We start from the raw sequence: 17,741 nt of genomic DNA on the forward strand, positions 1-17,741 counted from the left end.
TACGTCCGGATCGGACCTAAATTCAGCGCTGGGGTAAAGACGCCTGACGGCGTCGACGCCGTCGTGTTTCTCCGTCCTCGGAAAATCCTCCCCCCGACTGGTTAAGCAGGCATTAACCATCTTCAGGCCAAGCTGCCCGGCAAAGCGATCGCCCGGAAAGGCCTGTCCATGCTGCTGCGCCTCCTGCGTCTGTATCGACGCTATGCCACGCGCCATCTCTGCCTGAGATTCGGCCATGTGCCGCTGGACAGGGACACCCGCGCGTCGGTGATGCTGCGTCGGGGCCGTGTCTGCGTTGACGCAGACAGCGCCGTGCTTGCGCATGGCGGGGCGCAGGCGGTGGGCGCTGCGCCGTCCCTGCCCCACCTGCCCGGCGCGCCGGTTCAGGTTTCGCTGCGAAACCCGACGCTGGCCCCGGTCACCTTTCCTGCCCTGTCGCGGTTCTGCCTTTGGCGCGGTCACCTGTTGCTCTGGCCCGGGCTTGCACAGCGCGTGATCCAGGTGCTGCCACTCCTGCGCCATTCCGGTGATCCGCATGTCCGGGCCTGCGCCAGGGCCCGGCTTGGCCTCTCAACCGACGCCCCGGCACCGCTGCTGACTCTGTCCCACCCTGAAGTCCCCCTGCCAAGCGGGCCCATCCCCATTGCCCTGCTGCTCCCGGTGCACAACGCGACCGTGCATGTTGCATCCTGCCTTGCCCGGATCGTGTCCATGACCGACCTGCCCTGGCGGCTGGTGATCGTCGAGGACGGCTCCACCGATCCTGCCCTGCGCCCGATGGTGCTGGACTGGGTCGCGGCACATCCCACTGCGTCGCTGATCTGCCACGACAGCCCGCGTGGCTTTGCCGCTTCGGTCAATGTCGGGCTTGCCGCGCTGGGACAGATCGACAGCCCGGTGGTGCTCCTCAATTCCGATATCACCCTGCCTCAGGGCTGGGCGGCACGGCTGATTGCGCCGCTGCTCTCCGACAAGACCATCGCCAGCGTCACGCCGCTGTCGAACGAGGGCGAGCTGATGGGCGCACCCCATGCCTGCGCCGGTGTTGCGCTGCGAAACGGGGAGGTGGACAGGATCGATGCCGCGCTTGCGCCAATCGCCCGGCACAGCGATCTGCCGTCGCTTCCCACCGGCTCGGGGTTCTGCATGGCGCTGTCTCCCCATTGGCTCGCGCAGGTGCCGCGCCTCGATGAAAGCTTCGGGCGGGGCTACGGCGAGGAGGTGGATTGGTGCCAGCGCACCCGTGCGCTTGGCGGGCGGCATGTCTGCCAGACCGGGCTGTTCGTCGGGCATGTCGGTGCCGCCAGTTTCGGCGCGGAACAGAGACGCAAATTGCGAGCGCGCGCCGCTCCGGTTCTGGCCCGACGCTGGCCGCGCTTTGACGGCGAGGTGGCGGAGGTGCTGGCGCATGATCCCCTCGCAGGGGACCGGCTGCGCGCCGGTCTGGTCTGGGCACGGGCGCGTCTGAACGGTGCCGCCCTGCCCCTCTACCTTGCCCATTCGGGGGGCGGCGGCACGGCGCTCTGGCTGGACCAACGGCTGCGGAGCCACGAGGTTGCGGTGGTGTTGCGCGTCGGCGGGCCGCTGCGCTGGGAGCTGGAACTGCACACACAATCCGGCATCACGCGCGGCGCAACTGCGGAGTTTGAGGTCATACAGAGCCTGTTGCGCCACGCGGGACCCCGCCGTGTGACCTATGTCTGCGCCGTGGGAGATCCTGCACCGGAGGAGATCCCGTTTCGCCTGCTGGACCTCTGCGCCGGGGGGCATCCTCTCGAGGTGATGTTCCACGACTATTACCCGCTGAACCGGGATTACACGTTTCGCAGCGCAACAGACTCGCATTGGCGCGCGCTCTGGCGGGTGGCGCTGGACCGGGCCGATCAGCTGACGGTGTTTTCCCAAGCCTCTCGGAAGATCGTCGCCGGGGTGCATCCGGATCTCGCCTCCAAGATCCGCCTGCACCCGCATGGGCCCTTGGGGCCGGTGCCGCGCCTGTCGGCAGCATCTGCCAGACGCAGGGTTCTGGCGGTGCCGGGACACCTCAATGCGCAGAAAGGTGCCGCGGTGGTGCGCGATCTGGCCCGCGTCCTTGCGCGCACCGATGAGGCGCGGCTGGTGGTGTTGGGTGAGGTTGCCCCCGATTGCCCCCTGCCACGCTCGGTGACGGTGCTGGGGGGCTACAGGCTGGAGGACCTGCCGCATCTCGTGGCGCGGCATGGCATCGGCGCCTGGCTTATCCCGTCGCTCTGGGCCGAGACCTTTTCCTATGTCACGCAGGAATCGCTGGCGACCGGCCTGCCCTGCATCGGCTTCGATCTGGGCGGGCAGGGTGATGCGCTGCGTGCGGCACCAAATGGCCATGTCGTTTCGCTGCGAAACGGGGGTGCGCCGGACATGGAGGCGCTGCTTGCCGCGCTGCGGGCGCTGCCGGACTGGCCTGCGAGGCCTGTGGAAACAGGCCTTGACCTGCCGCAAAAATGGCCTTTGCGCCGGGTGCGGGCGTGATCCTCTCTGCTCCCGGAATAGGTCCGATCCGGTCCTATTGTTTCGCGCGCGAAACATTGGGTCCGTTTCGGACCTATCTCTCAGAGGTCGCTGAGGATGTCGCGGTGCCAGCGCCCCAGCCCGATCCCGGCCAGCAGCGCAACGCCCAGACCCAGCGCCATCAGGTAGGTCGGGCTGGCATAGGCCGCGTCATAGCCCGGATAGAGCCCGCGCCGCACCAGCCCCACCACATGGATCAGCGGGTTCCACCACAGCAGGTCGCGCCACGGCAGGGGAACCTGTTCAAAGGTGAAGAACACGCCAGAGGCCAGGAACATCGGGCGCATGGCAATGGACCAGATCCGCTGCCAGAGCGGGGCAAGACCGATCAGCAGGCAGTTCATTGCGCCCATGCCAAGGCTCAGAACCGCCAGCAGCCCCGCCGCCTGAGCCAGTATGGCAAGGTCGGGTGTGGCGCGTGTTTCGCTGAGAAACAGGATGCCGCCCAGCAGCAGGCTTGCCACCGCCAACTGGGTCAGCACCGCCAGAAGGAACCGCGCGAGGATCGCGTCGAACACGCCCACCGCCGGGTAGGCAAAGAGCGGCCGCGAGAAGTTCAGCGCCTGCGCCAGTTTGCCGGTGATGTCCGAAAACGCCAGGAACGGCAGCAGACCGGTGGCGTAGAACAGCGGAAAACTGAGCCCGAGGGCCGGGGCGTGAAAGCCGATGGCAAAGATCGCGGACAAGAGCGCGATGCCCGCGAGGGGTTCGGCCACGGCCCAGAGGTAACCTCCGGGCACGCGGCCGTGAGTGGTGGACATTTCGCGCAGCATCAGCGCCCCGACCGTCCGCCAGAGGGTGGGACGGGCAAGCAGGGTCATGGGGATGTTTCGCTGCGCAATTCCCGCATAGGAAGAATTGGTACGCGATGAATCACCTCAATGCAATCCCAAGCGATCCCGCCGTTCCGTTTCATGGCACGGGTCTGCCTCCGGGGCCGGTGATCCTCGATTGGCCGACCCGACCTGCGCGACGGGCGGGTCGGCATCTGGCGGTTGCGCTGTCCTTTGCCCTGTGCGTGCTGCTGCCCGTGCTGCTGAGCGCATGGTATCTCTGGGGGCGGGCTGCGGACCAATACGCCTCCGAAGCGGGCTTTGCCGTGCGCCGCGAAGAGACCGGTGCCGCGGTGGAGCTTCTGGGCGGGTTGACCGGTCTGTCCGGGGTCAGTTCGCGCGATACCGATATTCTTTACGAATACCTGTCCTCGCGTCGCCTTGTGGCAGAGCTGGACGCGGAACTGGATCTGTCCGGGCTTTGGGCAAAACCGGGCACGGGTCTGTTTCGCGGCGAAACAGACCCTGTTTTCGCCTTTCACGCCGAGGGATCGCCGGAGGCGTTGCACCGCTACTGGTCCCGCCGCGTCGAGGTGGCCTATGACAGCCGTGCCGGGTTGATCGGGCTGCGGGTGACCGCCTTTGACCCCGTCGATGCGCAAGCCATCACGCGCGGGATCGTGGCGCGGGCCACCGCGCTGATCAACGAGTTGAGCGATGTGGCTCGCGACGATGCGATCCGCGATGCCGCCGGGACGCTCGAGGCGGCAGAGACCCGGTTGCGCCTTGCGCGGGCCGAGGTGACGGCGTTTCGCAACGCGCATCAGCTGGTCGATCCGGCAGCGGATGTTCAGGCGCGGGCGGGGCTCCTGGGAAATCTGCAGGGCCAATTGGCCGAAGCGCTGATCGCGCTCGATCTCTTGCGTGACGCCACCCGTGCGGATGATCCGAGGCTGGAACAGGGCGCGCGCCGGGTTGCGGTGATCGAGGACCGGATCGCCGCCGAACGCGCCAAGCTGGGGCTGGAGGGCGAGGACGAGGCCTTTGCCAGCGTGGTGGGGCAGTTCGAGGCGCTGATGGCGGATCGGGATTTCGCCGAACGGGCCTATATCGCCGCGCGCACCGCCTATGATCTGGCGCAGGCCGAGGCGCAGCGGCAGAGCCGGTACCTTGCCGCGTGGCAGCAACCGACCCTGCCCCGGAGCGCCGAATACCCAAGGCGCTGGCGCTGGCTGGCCGGGATCGCGGGATTCGCGCTTTTGGTCTGGGGGCTGACGGTGCTGTCGGTCTACGCGGCGCTGGACCGGCGCGGATGATCGTGCTGGAGGATGTCTGGAAGCGCTTTCCGTCCGGGCCGCTGGTGGCGCAGGGGATTACGGCGGTGTTTCCCGCAGGTCGGGCGACGGCGCTGTTGGGCCGGAATGGTGCCGGCAAATCCTCGCTTCTGGCGATGATCGCGGGCACGCTGCGCCCCGATGCGGGGCAAGTGGTGCGGCACGGCAGGGTGTCCTGGCCCGTGGGCTTTGCGGGTGCGTTTCATCCCGACCTGACGGGCGCGCAGAACACGCGCTTCGTGGCGCGGGTCTACGGCGTGGACAGCCGGGGCCTGCTGGGATTCGTGCGCGACGTGTCGGGGCTGGGGGATGCGATGCGCCAGCCGGTGCGGCGCTATTCATCGGGCATGCGCGCGCGGCTGGGATTCGCGATCTCCATGGGCATTCCCTTCGACATGTACCTGGTGGACGAGGTCACGGCGGTGGGCGATGCCGCGTTTCGCCGCGAAACATCGGCGCTGCTCAAGGCGCGGCTGGGGCAGGCGGGGGCCATCGTGGTCAGCCATGCGCCTGCGCAGCTGCGCGGGCTCTGTACGGCGGGGGCCGTGCTCGAGGCCGGTCGGCTGCGGATGTTCGACGATCTGGAGGAGGCGATCGCGGTGTACCAGGGGGGTGGCGTGCTGCGTGCGAGCACGCATCCTACGCCGTCAGCCAGAGGGCAAGCCGGTCGCGGCGCCAGTGCCGGTGGGCGCTGAGCTGCCGCAGGCGGGGACCGGGGGCAAGCGACAGCGCGTGGCGCAGGATGTCTTGATTGGCGGGGGTCAGCAGGGTCATATGTGGCTCTAACACGGCCATATTCGTGCAGGCCCAGCGTCGATAGGTGCCATCCCGCAGCCGGTTCAGCCGCCACAGCGCGGCGTGTAGACCTGTCCTCGGACCCAGGTGATTGCCTGCATGGGCGCGGTAGAGCAGGCCGGGGCGCGCATCCTGCAAAAACGTTGCGCCCGCGCCGGTCAGCAACAGGGTGATCCACCAGTCCCAGAAGGGCACATCGACCACTCCGGCCCGGCGAGCAAGGGCCACGGCGGCGGCATCGAGGATCAGCCCGCTGCCCGGCATCCGGCATTCCACCAGCGCGTTGCGAAACCCTGCCGGGGCTTGCCCCCGCCAGCGCATCGGGCGCGGGGCGCGACCTTCGCGCAGCAGCATCCGGTGGGCGCAATAGACCTGTCCTGCAGGGGGGGCGGGGTCCTGTGCCAGCGCGCTCAGGCCGCGCGCCAGGTGATGCGGCAGCCAGAGATCGTCCTGATCGGCAAAGGCCACCGGGCCGGGGGGCAGATCGGGATGGCAGAGCAGGCCGAGGTAATTCGCACTCATGCCGGTCTGTGGCCCGCGCAACAGGATCACCGGGTTGGGCCGATCCGTCGCAAAGGCGCGGATCAGGGACAGCGTGTCGTCGGTGGAGCCGTCATCGCTGATCCAGAGCGACCAGTGCGGATGGTCCTGCGCGGCAAGGCTGGCCAGTTGCTGGCGCAGGAACGCAGCGCCGTTGCTTGTGCCCATGAGCACGGTGATATGGGGCAGGGGGGCCATGCCGCAAGGATGGCGCAGGGCGATGAGAAATGCAACCTTAAGTTGTTATGGAGCGGACGCAGTGGCGTGGTTCTGCCAGCCCCGTTCGGCGTGCCCACCGGGACAGCTTGAGGCAATGCCCCAACCGCAGTAGGGTTGCCTCCGGGCCCTACGGGGACGCCAGATGCCAGTTTCGACGACAAGGGTCCCCGCGCGATGGAGTTTCCTCCGATCTATATCCTGAGCCTCGAGGGCGCGCAGCGCTTTGCGCCGCTGGCCGAGGCCCTGGAGGCGCGCGGGCTGGCCTATGAGGTGATCTGGGGCATCGACGGCCGGGCCCAGCTTCCGCAGGAGCATGAACACCGGGTCGACCGGGCCGGGGCCGAGGCGCGCATGGGGCGGCCGATGACCGATGGAGAGTTCGCCTGCGCGCTGTCGCATCGCAAGATCTATGAACGGATCGCTGCCGGGGCGGCTCCGTCTGCCATCGTGCTGGAGGATGACGCCGACCCGTCTCTGCCCTTCTTCGATCTGGGACCGGCGCTGACCGATCCGCCCTGCGGGCTGCTGCTTTTTGACCACAAGAACACCTATGTGAAGGTGCGCGACCGGCTGATCCTGCCCGGTGGCGTGCGGGCCTACCGCGTGGCGCTGCCGCCGTTCCTGGCCACCGGCTACATGGTTTCGCGCGAGGTGGCGGCGCATCTGGCGTTCCGCAACGGCCCGGTGGTGCAGCCTTCGGACTGGCCCGATGCGATCCTGCAGTTCGACAGCTATGCCTGCGATCCGCGCGTGGTCACCCAGCGCGGGCGCAGCGTGGGCAATTCCAGCCTCGAGGCGGGGCGGCGCAAGCATCAGCACAAGCGGCGCAAGAGCCTGCGGCGGCTGCTCTACGCGTCCTACTGGCGGCGCTGGATGACCAAGCGGTTGGCGCGCAAGCTGGCGTGAGGGGGGTGCCGGGCAGACGCCCGGCCTACCACGCCTGTGATAAGTTCATTCGGCGGCGGCAAGCCGGACGGGATCGCTTTCAAAGCGCAGACTGTGCAGCAGCAGGCCCAGCGGGCGCGGATCGGCCGAGGCACCCAGATCGCGTGGGCTGTGGCAGGCAGGCAGGCTGAGGTCGATGCGCAGCGGACCGCTGAAGCGCGGCAGGGGCAGATCCCAGTCCAGTCCCGGATCGCCCCCCCTGGTGCGGGTGTCGGACCAGGTGGCGCAGCGTCCGGTGCGTTCTTCGGTGGCGGTGACGGTCAGGGTCTGGGTCTCGTAGGCCAGGGCGGCTTCGAGCAGGGCGGCAGTGCCCGCGAGCCGGGTCACCGGGTGATCGGGGTCGGGCAGGGCACGGATGCTGGCCTCGGGGCGCGCGGTCCAGATGCCGGTGTCCTCGGGCGGGTGAAAGCCGTCGAGGCGCAGCGCGTGCTGGTCGGGCTCGCGGGCGACGCGGATCAGGTCGGTCTCGGCGCCGAGCGCGGGCAGCGGGGTGAGCGCGCCCCTGTCGGGGTCCTGCAGCAGCAGGCGGATGGCGGTCATGTCGGCGCGGTCGAGCAGCGGATCGCCGCGCCCGTCGAGATAGGCAACCAGCGTGGGGCCGGTGCCGTTGCGACAGGCCAGTTCGGCGAGCCGCGCCTGTCCCTCGGGGCCGGTGCGCTGCCCCAGCGCCTGCAGCCCCATCGGCAGGGCGATCCCCGGTGGCAGTCCAAGGATCACCGTCCAGAGCGCCGGGTCACGGATTGGCAGGGCGAGATCCGACAGGTGGTGTCCAATGTCCGTCGGGCTGCCACAGGCCCGGGCCAGCACTTGCCGCAGGAGGCCGAGCCGTTCGGTGGCCCTGAGCGCGCCGCCCTGCATCAGCGCCCGGCCCAGTGTCGCGGGGTCAGGTACTGCCGCATTGAGCAGGTTCAGAGACACATATTGTCCCACGTCACGGTCCGGGCAGGACCACAGACCGGGAGGCAGCAGCCCGCGCCCGGCCATCAGCCCCGACATCACGCCCCGCACCTGCGCATAGCTGGCGTGCCAGGTGCTGTCCTGTGGGTCGGGGTGGGTGTCGCGGCTGCGCGCCAGGGCTGCGCGGCGGGCCATGCGGGTCTGCCCGGCATAGAGAAACCGGGCCAGCCCGTCGGCATAGGCGGTGGCGTCACGCGGCCCCATGAAGCGCGCCGCGGCCAGACCACGCCGTGCGACATCGCGCGGATCATGGGCGATGGCGTGCAGCGTGTCGGCCAGCGCCCTGGCGCCGCCGCCTTCGGGCAGGTGCCAGCCGCAGGTGCCCGGCATCTCTGCGAAACATCCCGAGTTCTGCACGATCGCAGGCCTGCCGCTGGAGAGCTGTTCGGCCAGCGACAGCGACGCGCCTTCCGTGTTGGGGTGGCGCAGGTTGAGAAAGAGATCCGCCTCCTGCATCACGGCGGTGAACCCCGCCGCATCCGGGTCGGGCAGGAGGCGGATGGTCTCGTGGAGGGTCTGGGCCCCGATCCGTGTGTCGAGCATCTGCAGGTAGGTGGCGTCGCTTGCATGGCCCGCGATGGTGACGCGGTAGCGCTGTGCCAGATCGGGATTGGCCGCCAGCGCGTCGATCAGGATCTCGAGCCCCTTGGTGGGGCCGATATGGCCGGTGGCGGCCAGCCGCAGACGGGTGCCGGGGCCGGGGGTGCGGTCTGGCGGATCGACCGGCACATCGGGGCGCGGCATGAAGAGCGTCGTGCTGCTGCCGGGATAGGCCTGCCCGAGGGCGCGGGCGGCGAAGTCGGAATGGGTGACCACGCCGGTCGCCAGCCGCGCCAGCACATCCGACAGCGGCACCTGCGCGGCCCAGCTGCTTTCCCAGGGCACGTAGGACACCGCCGGGCTGGCGCGCAGCACACCGCTGGCGGCGAGATAGTCGAACCCCGAGGCCCCTGCGACCGCATGGATCAGCGACCCGAAACCCGGGGCGGGGGCCGTGCCGTCATGATGCAGCCCCGCCAGCATGTGCTGGTAGACATGGTCATGCAGCACCACCGGGCCGGGATGGGCCATCAGCGCGCGCAGGATCATGCCGTGATGGGTGTCGTTGTTGCCCAGGTGGTAGAGCATCAGGTCGAACATCACCGGCAGATCCGACTCTATGAGCGCATCCGACAGCGGCAGGGTGGGGCAGGGCATCTGCACGCGATCGTCCTCGGGGCAGGGCGGGTGCAGGACCGTCACCTCGATCCCCTTGCGGCGGGTGAGCGCGCGCAGCACCGATTGCGCGTAAGACCCCACGCCGGTGCGCGACGAGATCGGGCAGACCCAGGCCAGGCGCATCAGGCGGCCTCTGCCCGGGGCAGGGGCGCGTCGAGCACCGCGTCGAAGCGGCGGAACGCCTCGGCCCGTGCGCCTGCGTTCAGCGCCGCAAAGCGGGCCAGTTCGGGGTTGCCGGCGGTGCCGCTGGCGCGGATCGCGGCGATCCGGTCGAGCAGGGCACGGGCGCGGGCATCAAGCTCGGACAGGCTGGGGGCAAGATCGCCGTAGGAGCGCGCGGCACAGAGCGCCCGCAGCGCCTTGCCTGCGCCGTGCCCCGGTGCGGGCAGGACCAGCGTATAGGCCCCCGAGACCAGGCTGTCGGTGGGTGAGAGACCCGCCACCGGGCGGTCGGGACCAAAGCCCAGATGCAGGTGCAGATCGGCGGCCAGCGCAGCGCCTGTGGTGTCGGGATCGCTGTCATGGCTGACGCTGTGCAGCGGCAGGTCCAGCGCGTGCAGCCTGCGGCGCAGTACCACTGCCTGACCGGGGGGCGCGCCATGATCGAGGATCAGGATACGGGCGCGCGCGTCGGATGTGGTGGCGGGTTGGGGGGCATCGACCGGGACGCCATCGGCCAGCGCAAGTGCGATCCAGGGCGCGAACCCCACCGATCCTGCCACATCGGACCGGTCGGTGAGGATGGCGCGGGCATAGCCTTGCAGGACAAGCGGCAGGGTGCCTGCCGCCTCCCATGCGCCGGGGCCGCCAAACGTCTCTAACTCTGCCGAAAGCGGCTGTGTCAGCAACAGCGTTGCGGGGCTGTGGCGCAGCGCGTCGGGCAGGCCGAGGCCCAGCGAGGCGACATGGGGCGCGTGTGGTGTGGGCGGAAGGGCGGCAAGGGTTGCGGTTTCCGCCACGGCCTGCGGGCCGGTCTGGCGGGGAACGGGGGGCAGAAGCGTATCGCCGCGCCGGTGCAGGTGGGCGCGCAGGGTCCGGTCCAGCAATCGCCCCCGCAGGCTGAGGTTCTGGCTGTCTTGGGTGGGCAGGTGGATCAGCATGGGGGCGTTCCGGGCTGGGGATGTCCCCATCAGTCTTGCGCCACCATGGTTAACGAAGGGTTACGAAAGCCGGGTTTGCGTCTTTGGAAAGAGAAGACGCATAGGTTCACCCCGGCCAGACCGGCAGGCGTTTGGCATAGGGCAGGAACGCCTTGCCGGTCTCCTGCGCCACTTGGGCGATCAGCGCCACATCGGTTTGCAGCGTGTCGAGGTTGGGGCAGGGCTGGCCGGTGACACGTTCGGGCACCGGGCCAAGGTCGAGGCCACGGGCGGCAAGGGCGGTGCGGTCGGCGGCGAAGAGCCTTGCCACCAGACGGGCAGTGTCGGGTCCGGTTTCGAACCGTCCGCGAAAGCTGTCCTGCAACTCGGCATAGGCGCCGAATTCGTCCGGGATCGGATGGGCATGGGCCTCGTCATAGCTCATCACGTGGTTCAGCATGCGCTTGAAGAAGAGCAGGTTGCCCGAGATCGTCAGGTTGCTGTCGGCGTCGGGCAGGGTGATGCCGTCGATCCCCCCCATCTGCCCGAGGACATCGGCGCGGATGTCGCCGCCGGGAAAGGCGTCGCGGCGGAAGGGGCGCAGGGTGATGGTGCCCGTCCCGTAAACCGCCTCCCAGCGCTTCAGGAAGCCCTCGAAGGGCTGCGGGAAGAGGCGGATGTAATCGTCGAAGCTTGCGGTCAGGTTCCGCTCCTGCACCGCCTGCGCGTACCAGCTTGCCAGATAGGACAGGTGTTCGCGCAGATAGAGCAGAATGCGGGTCTGTTCCGGCGGAAAGAGCGTGGCTGCGGCCTCGGGGGGCACGTTGCGGAAGAAGAGTTCCGACGAGATCACGTAAGCCTTGGAGGGATCGGCGGTGGCCTGCGCGAAGGCGTCCCGCCAGCCCGGAGCCAGCCCGCGCGTCGGATGCCCCGCCAGCGCATAGGCGAGCGGGTGATGGGCGCAATGGCTCAGGTGGAAGTGCGGATAGGCCCAGCCCGCGCGGGCCAGCGCAGGGGCGTTCGTGGCCAGCATGCGCTGGACCGAGGAGGTGCCGGTCTTGTTGGCGCCGATATGCAGCAGGAACCGAGGGGTCATGCCGGGCAGGATAGCGGCCTGTGCGGCGCCGCGCATCTCGCCGGATCGGGGGATAACGTGCGCTCACGTTTCCGTCAGGCGTGTGTCACATCAGCATCTGGTTGGGTGAGCCCCCCGTAGCCCTGTCATAATCACAGGGAGCGCTACCATGAACATTGTCGATATCGCCGCTGGATCCGAGGATTTCAGCATTCTGGTGACTGCACTGAATACCGCCGGTCTGACCGATACGGTCCGGGCGGCTGACGACATCACCGTCTTTGCCCCAACCAATGCCGCTTTTGCCGCGCTGGCCGTCGATCTGGGCTTTGACGGGGATACCAGCGACGCCGACGCGGTCTTTGGCTTCATCGCGCAGGCGCTGACCGATCTGGGGGGCGGTGATCCGATCCCGCTTCTGACCGATATCCTGCTCTATCACGTCGCCCCCGGCGCGCGGACCGAGCCGACGATCACCGGATCGGAGGGGATTGCAACGCTGCTGGAGGGGGCCGAGATCGCGCCCGCGGGCGGTGCGCTGGTGGATGGCGAGCCGGACCTTCTTGACCCGGTGATCGTGCTGGCGGATGTGGCGGCGGACAATGGCATCATCCAGGGCATCGACCGGGTGCTGCTGCCGATCGACATTCCCGGCAATGACCGCGACACGATCACCGGGATCGTTGCGGCAAGCGGTGGCACATTCGACACGGATGCGAGCGATTTCGACATTCTGCTGAACGCGCTTCAGGCGGCCGGGCTGACCGGAGCGCTGGACAACCCCGACAGCAACCTGACGGTCTTTGCGCCCAGTGACGCGGCTTTTGTCGCAGCGGCCCAGACGCTGGGGTATGAGGGCAGCGACGAGGCGGGCGCGTTCGACTATATCGTGCAGGCGGTCACGCTTCTGAGCTTTGGCAATGACCCCGTGCCGCTCCTGTCGGATATCCTGCTCTATCACGTGGCGCCCGGCGCGCTGGATGCCGATGCCGTGCTCGGCTCCACCAGTCTCGACACGCTTCTGGGCGTGGGTCTGGGGGTCGATGGCGCGGCGCTGGTGGATGGGGAACCGGACCTGCCCGACGCCAATATCGTCGCCACGAACATCGCGGCCTCGAACGGGTTTGTGCATGTGATCGACGGGGTTCTGATCCCGGTCGACCTGTTGCCCTCGAACGGGGGGGACGATCCGGTGGCCTTTGTGATCGGGGATGACACCAGCGAGACCCTCATACTGGGGGACAACGATGATTACGTCTCTGCGGGGGGTGGCGATGACACCATCACCGGTGGGCCCGGTGACGACGTGATCGTCGGTGGCGCGGGCGAGGACACCGTGGTGGTCACGGGTGATCTCGACGATTTCGGCTTTGCCTTCGGACCGGGGGGCATCGAACAGACCGACAAGGCCAATGGCGACACCGGCACCGATATCCTGAACGGGGTGGAATTCGTGCAGGTCGACGATGGCACGTTGAACCTGTCGGTGCTGGAGGGGGCGGTGAGGCTCACGCCGGACCAGTTGCAGCTTCTGACCGAGCTTTACATTGCCTATTTCGACCGGGCGCCGGATGCAGGCGGGCTGCTCTTCTGGGGCACGTCGCTGGCCAACGGGGTGAGCCTGCCCGAGATCGCGGCGCTCTTCTTCGATCAGCCGGAAACACAGGAAAAGATGCCGGATGGCCTGTCGTCGGAGGCCTTTGTCACGCGGGCCTACACCAATTTCCTCGAACGGGATCCGGACGAGGCGGGGCGCGACTTCTGGGTGGCGCAGCTGGAGGCAGGCACCGTGTCGCGGCCGGAATTCATGCTGGCGCTGATCGAGGGGGCCCGTGCCGAGACCGGATCGCCCGAGGATGTGCGCACGATTCAAGACAAGGGCGATATCGGCGTGTCCTTCGCGCTGATCAACGGTCTGAACAACGTGGACGACGCCGAGGCGGTGATGGCGGCCTATACGCTCACCGATCGCGACGAGAGCCTGGCCGAGGCACAGAGACTGACGGCGGATGCGGCGGCGGATGCCAATGGCGGTGATGGCACCACCGCGTTCACCTTCCAGCTGGTCGGGGTGATCGACGATCCCTTCGCGATGGCGTGAGGCCGGGAGGATGGCAGGCCGGGCGGTGGTGCCCGGCCTGTGAGGCTCGTGTCATGGGCGCACGCGGTCCGGTCCCTTGGGTCCGGCGATGAGCCAGATGATGAAGCCCAGAACGGGCAGCACGAGGATCAGCAGGGTCCAGAGCAGTTTCGCGCCTGTGGAGGCCGCGCTCTGCCATGTTTTGACCAGGGCGTAGATGTCGGCGATCAGGATGATCAGGCCAAGAAGTCCATATTCCATCGGGTGTCCCCTTTCACGTTGGTGCAAGGTTGAAACACCCGGTGCGGGTCGGTTGTTCCGGGGCTGGGTGAGAGGGCGTTTGGGAGGGGCTGTGGTAGAGGGAAAAGGTTGTTTTTGGTAGTTTTCTTAGAATTGAGCGGTCCACGATTGGAAAGGAGTGCGAACATGGCAGATGCAAGACTATTTTTTGAAAGGTTTGTCCGTCCAACGCTTGCTGAGTTTGCCGCAGACACGGCAGACCTAAGGAAGGCTTTCATGGCTGTGCAAATGGTTGATGCGGCTATCAGTCAAGTTTTCTATACTTGTGAAGATTCAGGTCACGACGCTTACCATGATTTGTTCATTTTGCCTAAAAATGCGCGGCCAAAGAATGCCGACGATACGGCATTTCGGGAACTTCTTGCTGAGGAATATGAGATCTACAGAATTCACCGTGATCTCGCAAAAGCCATCAAGCATGGCAATCTGACACGGGGCAAGCCGTTGGTAATCTCTACAGACAATGCGTCAGTAAGAAACCTTGGCTATGGTGAAGGCGGATATGGCACAGGCCCATATGGTGGTGGGCCACGCGCTGATGTCCAACTAGCTTCAGGAGAACAGATCAGTATTCATTGGGTTGTTACTGAAATGGCTGAGCGAGTTGAAAACCTAATCGAGTTGATGGAGAAAAAGTTAATTATCTGACCTGCTTTCTTCTCTGAATTTAACATAAAACGCATTATGCGGCGCACCTGATCCCCCGTTTCCGGGGGCCGTCACAGCCCTCTGAAATCAGTGCTTGGCGATCTTCCGGATCGCGTCGAGCTCGCTGGCGCTGATGCCGGTGTGCTGGGCGATGCGGTCCTGCGATTGGCCGGTGCCGGCCATGTTGATCGCCAGTTCGATCATGCGGTCGCTGACCAGCCACTCGAAGTCGCGCTTCATTTCGGCGACGCTGTCGGTCAGTTCGGTCAGGGTTGCGGCGCCCTGCGCGGTCGCCGCCGTGGCGGGGGCGAGACCGCCCTCCGAGAGCTTTGCGGCGCTCTGGTTCAGGGTGCCCAGTTCGCGGCCGATCCGGTGCAGGAACAGCAGGGCGACGGGCATCAGCAGCAGGCAAACGGTGGTCAGGCCAGTCAGTGCGAGTTCGATATGTGTCATGTCCATGGCCTTCGGTTCAGCGCATCAAAGCGCTGTAGTCTTGAAAGATGCTGTCGGTGATGCGCTGCGGATCGAGCGGGTAGCGCCCTTCCGAGATCGCCTGCTTGATGCGCACGACGTTGTCGGCATCAAAAGGCGGACCGTTCGAGGCCAGCGTCTTGATCATCTCGACCGAGGCGGAATCGCTGAGCCGGGCGGTGTCGATGGCCTTGACGGCCCCTGTGTTGGCGGCCGCGTTCTGGCCAACCGTGGTCCCGCCCGTCTGGACGGACTGAAGGCGCAGTTTCGCGCCATTGGATGAATTGACCTGGTCGACCATTGAAACTCTCCGCTTCCGAGGCTGTAGGATGCCGCTCGTATCCCTGTGAACGGCAGGATTTCATCGAATGTTAGGACGGACTTTCGTTTTGTTCGGCCCGGTGACCGTCACGTGAAGGGCGCGCCCGCTGCGGGCGTTGGACACCCGGATCGCCTCGCCCAGCTGGCCCGATTGCAGCGCGATGCCACCGGTTTCGATGACGATTGCCCCGGTCTGGATCTGGATGGTGACGGGGCTGCCTTCGCGCACCAGCCAGTCGTGGTCGAGATGCCGCGCCAGCAGCGCCTGCCCTGCCCCCAGATTGGCCTTGAGGCGGCGCCCGATGGCGGTGCTCATGTCGGTGATGCGCCCGTCCTGCCCTGTGCTGGCGGTGTCTCCGGTCTCGAGGTGCGCGCGAGTCAGGACCGTGCCCTTGGGCAGGCTCTCGACCAGCAGGATGGCGGGCGCGAGCGGGGCTGTCGTTGCGGTCGGGCGCGGGGCACGGGCGATGGGCTGGCCACCGGAGATGCGCACCCGGCGCGTCCAGCCCTGGGTGTCGGGACAGGTGATGTCGACCGCGCTCCACCCCGCCCTGGAGGGGGTGATCGTGGGGTCTGTCGTGCAGGGGGGATACCCTCTGTGCAGGGACAGAACGGGGGTTCCGCCCTGCCCGGCCTCTGCCAGCGCCTGATGCACCAGGTCGCTGATCTGCTGCCCGCTGAGCGGCTCGGCCCTCAGGGGGGCGGTCAAAACCGCCAGCAGCACCAGCGCGAGGCGGGTCACGGGCAGGTTCACGGTGCAGTTCACAGGCCAGTTCACAGGCCGACCTCGACGAAGGAGACGCGCAGCCCGTCAAAGCTTGCGGCGGGACGCGTCGGGTCGAGCGGTCGCAGCTGGACCTCGTTGCGGGTGAGGCTGACGATCTCGAGGATGCCGAACCCGTCATTTCGGTCTTCGACAAAGGCCAGTGCACCGCGTGTCAGCCCGTGGCGTGTGCCAAGCGGGGCCTGCAAGGTGCCCCCGGCGAGCGCGAGCCGCGCCTGTACCGGCTGGCAGGTGAGCTCTTCGAGCAGGGCTGTGACCGAGCGGGTCATGTCGGTGCGCAGGGCGGCTTCGACCTTGCTGCGCGAGGGGGTGGTGAGCATGCCGGTCAGCCCGCCCTTGGGGATCCGGGTGCTCTGGCGCAGTTCGCGGCGCAGCAGGGTGCCGTCCTGCGCCTGCAGGGTCACAAAGAGCGTGAGGTCCAGCGTGGTGTTCGACCGGGTGACGGTGATCTCCTGCCCCATCCGGTGATCGCCCGCCGCAGGCTGCGACTGGCCGCGCGTCAGGGTGGTGTAGTCGAGGCTGTCCGAAACCGGCGTGCTGCGGTTGGGCGCGATGCTGTCGAGATCGACGGCGGGATGGCGGCGCAGGGTCTCGACCAGGTCAAGCGCAAGCGCCTGTGCCACGGCCCCGGACCACGACGGCGCGTCGGGGGCGACGGTGATCCTTGCAGGTGTGGCGCTGATCGTCAGGCGGCGTTGGCCGGAACAGAGACTGGTTTCTGCCGCGCCGACAACCGCGTTGATCCGCACCGTCCACAGGCCATTGTCAAGAGAGGCCGACTTGAGCGTGTAGGACAGGACGCGGCCCACGGGACGCAGGATCGACAGATCGGCGGTGATCCGTCCCTTGTCGAGCACGGTATGGCCGCGCAGCGTGGCGCCGCCGGAAAAGGCGGCCGAGACCAGCGCTTCGCTCAGCGCCCGGATGCGGGCGGTGTCGCGGTCGGCGGCGTTGGTGACAAAGGCATTGCCCACCGCCTCGATGCGCAGGGCGGTGTCCTTGGCCTGAACCGGCGTGATGGCGACCAGCAGGATCAAAGCCAGCCCGCAGAGCGTCTGGATCAGGCTGCGGATCATGAGCGCCCCACGGCGCGCATGATGTAGCGCACCACGTCGGGGGACAGGGCCAGAACGACCTCGAAGGAATCGCCGTCTTTCGGGGTGATCCGCAGGGTGCGGGCGCCGCGGATCTCGCCTTCGACGATGCCGCGCACATGATCGCTGCGCAGCACCTGGTCGCGCAGGGTGGTCTCCGACGACAGCCGGATGCCGTGCACCTGTTCGGTCAGGTCGCGCAGCGCCTCCATGCGCGCCGCGCGGATCGCCATCAGGCGTTTCTCGTTCAGCGATGTGCCCGGCTGGGTCGAGACCTGCGACAGGCCAAGCCCGGTGAACTGCGTCACTTGCGGTGCGGGCGAAAGCGCCCGTGCGGCGCGGGGTGCGGGGTTCGGAGTGAGGTCGTCGCGCATCTCGGCCAGGGCGCGGGTCGACAGGCTGGCGTCACCGGGCAGCGCATCCACGGCGCGCGAGGGCGCCATGCAGGCGGTCAGCGACAGGGCCAGCGGCAGGCAGAGGACAAGGCGAATGAGATGTGAAGGCATGGGCGGATCCTTGTTCGGCTGAACAGCATTTGGCCCCCTGCGTGCAAGGCCTGTG

At 67.5% G+C, this 17,741-nt stretch carries 17 protein-coding genes; 6 read left to right on the plus strand and 11 right to left on the minus strand.

The genetic code is table 11. From position 1 onward, the window contains the following. The first annotated feature begins 168 nt into the window (after nucleotides 1-168). Entirely contained in the window at nucleotides 169-2,508 is a 2,340-nt protein-coding gene (locus IEV82_RS21060; RefSeq protein WP_188484063.1) for a glycosyltransferase, read from the plus strand. A gap of 80 nt (nucleotides 2,509-2,588) precedes the next feature. On the opposite strand, the gene IEV82_RS21065 is transcribed toward IEV82_RS21060, so the two are convergent. Continuing rightward, nucleotides 2,589-3,368, minus strand: coding sequence for an ABC transporter permease (locus tag IEV82_RS21065; protein WP_188484064.1), 780 nt, complete (start codon nucleotides 3,366-3,368; stop codon nucleotides 2,589-2,591). A gap of 47 nt (nucleotides 3,369-3,415) precedes the next feature. On the opposite strand from IEV82_RS21065, the gene IEV82_RS21070 reads away from it, so the two are divergent. Together IEV82_RS21070 and IEV82_RS21075 are read left to right on the plus strand one after the other, a co-directional pair. Next, complete coding sequence (locus tag IEV82_RS21070) at nucleotides 3,416-4,636, plus strand: KpsE/RkpR family capsule polysaccharide export protein (protein ID WP_229747955.1); 1,221 nt, start codon at nucleotides 3,416-3,418, stop codon at nucleotides 4,634-4,636. After that, nucleotides 4,633-5,349 (plus strand): ABC transporter ATP-binding protein, encoded by a 717-nt coding sequence (locus tag IEV82_RS21075; protein ID WP_188484065.1) that lies wholly within the window; start codon nucleotides 4,633-4,635, stop codon nucleotides 5,347-5,349. The genes IEV82_RS21070 and IEV82_RS21075 overlap by 4 nt, the downstream gene beginning before the upstream one ends. Here the strand turns inward: IEV82_RS21075 and IEV82_RS21080 are convergent. After that, nucleotides 5,294-6,187: a glycosyltransferase gene (locus tag IEV82_RS21080; protein WP_188484066.1), complete on the minus strand. Its 894-nt coding sequence runs from the start codon at nucleotides 6,185-6,187 to the stop codon at nucleotides 5,294-5,296. The genes IEV82_RS21075 and IEV82_RS21080 overlap by 56 nt on opposite strands. A gap of 195 nt (nucleotides 6,188-6,382) precedes the next feature. On the opposite strand from IEV82_RS21080, the gene IEV82_RS21085 reads away from it, so the two are divergent. Then, on the plus strand, nucleotides 6,383-7,114 hold the full coding sequence (locus tag IEV82_RS21085) for a glycosyltransferase family 25 protein (protein WP_188484067.1): 732 nt from the start codon (nucleotides 6,383-6,385) through the stop codon (nucleotides 7,112-7,114). 45 nt (nucleotides 7,115-7,159) lie between these two features. Here IEV82_RS21085 and IEV82_RS21090 read toward each other — a convergent pair whose 3' ends face one another. From IEV82_RS21090 to IEV82_RS21100, 3 genes are all read right to left on the minus strand, one after another. Beyond that, the gene (locus IEV82_RS21090; RefSeq protein WP_188484068.1) at nucleotides 7,160-9,451 is read right to left on the minus strand and encodes a glycosyltransferase family 4 protein; all 2,292 of its coding nucleotides are present in this window, start codon (nucleotides 9,449-9,451) and stop codon (nucleotides 7,160-7,162) included. Beyond that, nucleotides 9,451-10,428 (minus strand): hypothetical protein, encoded by a 978-nt coding sequence (locus IEV82_RS21095; protein WP_188484069.1) that lies wholly within the window; start codon nucleotides 10,426-10,428, stop codon nucleotides 9,451-9,453. Before IEV82_RS21095 ends, IEV82_RS21090 begins: the two co-directional genes overlap by 1 nt. Nucleotides 10,429-10,534: 106 nt before the next feature. Then, nucleotides 10,535-11,539, minus strand: coding sequence for a hypothetical protein (locus IEV82_RS21100; protein ID WP_188484070.1), 1,005 nt, complete (start codon nucleotides 11,537-11,539; stop codon nucleotides 10,535-10,537). 112 nt (nucleotides 11,540-11,651) lie between these two features. Between IEV82_RS21100 and IEV82_RS21105 the strand changes: the two genes are divergently transcribed. Then, nucleotides 11,652-13,583, plus strand: a complete 1,932-nt coding sequence (locus IEV82_RS21105) for a fasciclin domain-containing protein (protein ID WP_188484071.1) — start codon at nucleotides 11,652-11,654, stop codon at nucleotides 13,581-13,583. Nucleotides 13,584-13,634: 51 nt separating this feature from the next. Here IEV82_RS21105 and IEV82_RS21110 read toward each other — a convergent pair whose 3' ends face one another. Next, nucleotides 13,635-13,823 carry a PLDc N-terminal domain-containing protein gene (locus tag IEV82_RS21110; RefSeq protein WP_188484072.1) on the minus strand — a complete coding sequence of 63 codons (189 nt, stop codon included), beginning with the start codon at nucleotides 13,821-13,823 and terminating at the stop codon, nucleotides 13,635-13,637. A gap of 165 nt (nucleotides 13,824-13,988) precedes the next feature. On the opposite strand from IEV82_RS21110, the gene IEV82_RS21115 reads away from it, so the two are divergent. After that, the gene (locus IEV82_RS21115) at nucleotides 13,989-14,510 is read left to right on the plus strand and encodes a hypothetical protein (RefSeq protein ID WP_188484073.1); all 522 of its coding nucleotides are present in this window, start codon (nucleotides 13,989-13,991) and stop codon (nucleotides 14,508-14,510) included. A gap of 87 nt (nucleotides 14,511-14,597) precedes the next feature. Here the strand turns inward: IEV82_RS21115 and IEV82_RS21120 are convergent, their stop codons facing one another. Genes IEV82_RS21120 through IEV82_RS21140 form a run of 5 tightly spaced genes read right to left on the minus strand, consistent with a single transcriptional unit; the run spans nucleotide 14,598 to nucleotide 17,686 of the window. Beyond that, nucleotides 14,598-14,963, minus strand: a complete 366-nt coding sequence (locus IEV82_RS21120) for a hypothetical protein (protein ID WP_188484074.1) — start codon at nucleotides 14,961-14,963, stop codon at nucleotides 14,598-14,600. Nucleotides 14,964-14,979: 16 nt separating this feature from the next. Continuing rightward, nucleotides 14,980-15,282 carry a flagellar biosynthesis anti-sigma factor FlgM gene (gene flgM / locus IEV82_RS21125; protein ID WP_188484075.1) on the minus strand — a complete coding sequence of 101 codons (303 nt, stop codon included), beginning with the start codon at nucleotides 15,280-15,282 and terminating at the stop codon, nucleotides 14,980-14,982. 60 nt (nucleotides 15,283-15,342) lie between these two features. Next, nucleotides 15,343-16,080: a flagellar basal body P-ring formation chaperone FlgA gene (gene flgA, locus IEV82_RS21130; RefSeq protein WP_229747956.1), complete on the minus strand. Its 738-nt coding sequence runs from the start codon at nucleotides 16,078-16,080 to the stop codon at nucleotides 15,343-15,345. After that, a complete protein-coding gene (locus tag IEV82_RS21135; RefSeq protein ID WP_188484076.1) occupies nucleotides 16,077-17,162 on the minus strand; it encodes a hypothetical protein in 1,086 nt (361 codons plus the stop codon). Before IEV82_RS21135 ends, flgA begins: the two co-directional genes overlap by 4 nt. Continuing rightward, nucleotides 17,159-17,686 carry an LPP20 family lipoprotein gene (locus IEV82_RS21140; RefSeq protein ID WP_188484077.1) on the minus strand — a complete coding sequence of 176 codons (528 nt, stop codon included), beginning with the start codon at nucleotides 17,684-17,686 and terminating at the stop codon, nucleotides 17,159-17,161. The genes IEV82_RS21135 and IEV82_RS21140 overlap by 4 nt, the downstream gene beginning before the upstream one ends. Nucleotides 17,687-17,741: the final 55 nt, after the last annotated feature.

Source organism: Marivita lacus (assembly GCF_014637725.1).
Lineage (GTDB): Bacteria > Pseudomonadota > Alphaproteobacteria > Rhodobacterales > Rhodobacteraceae > Marivita > Marivita lacus.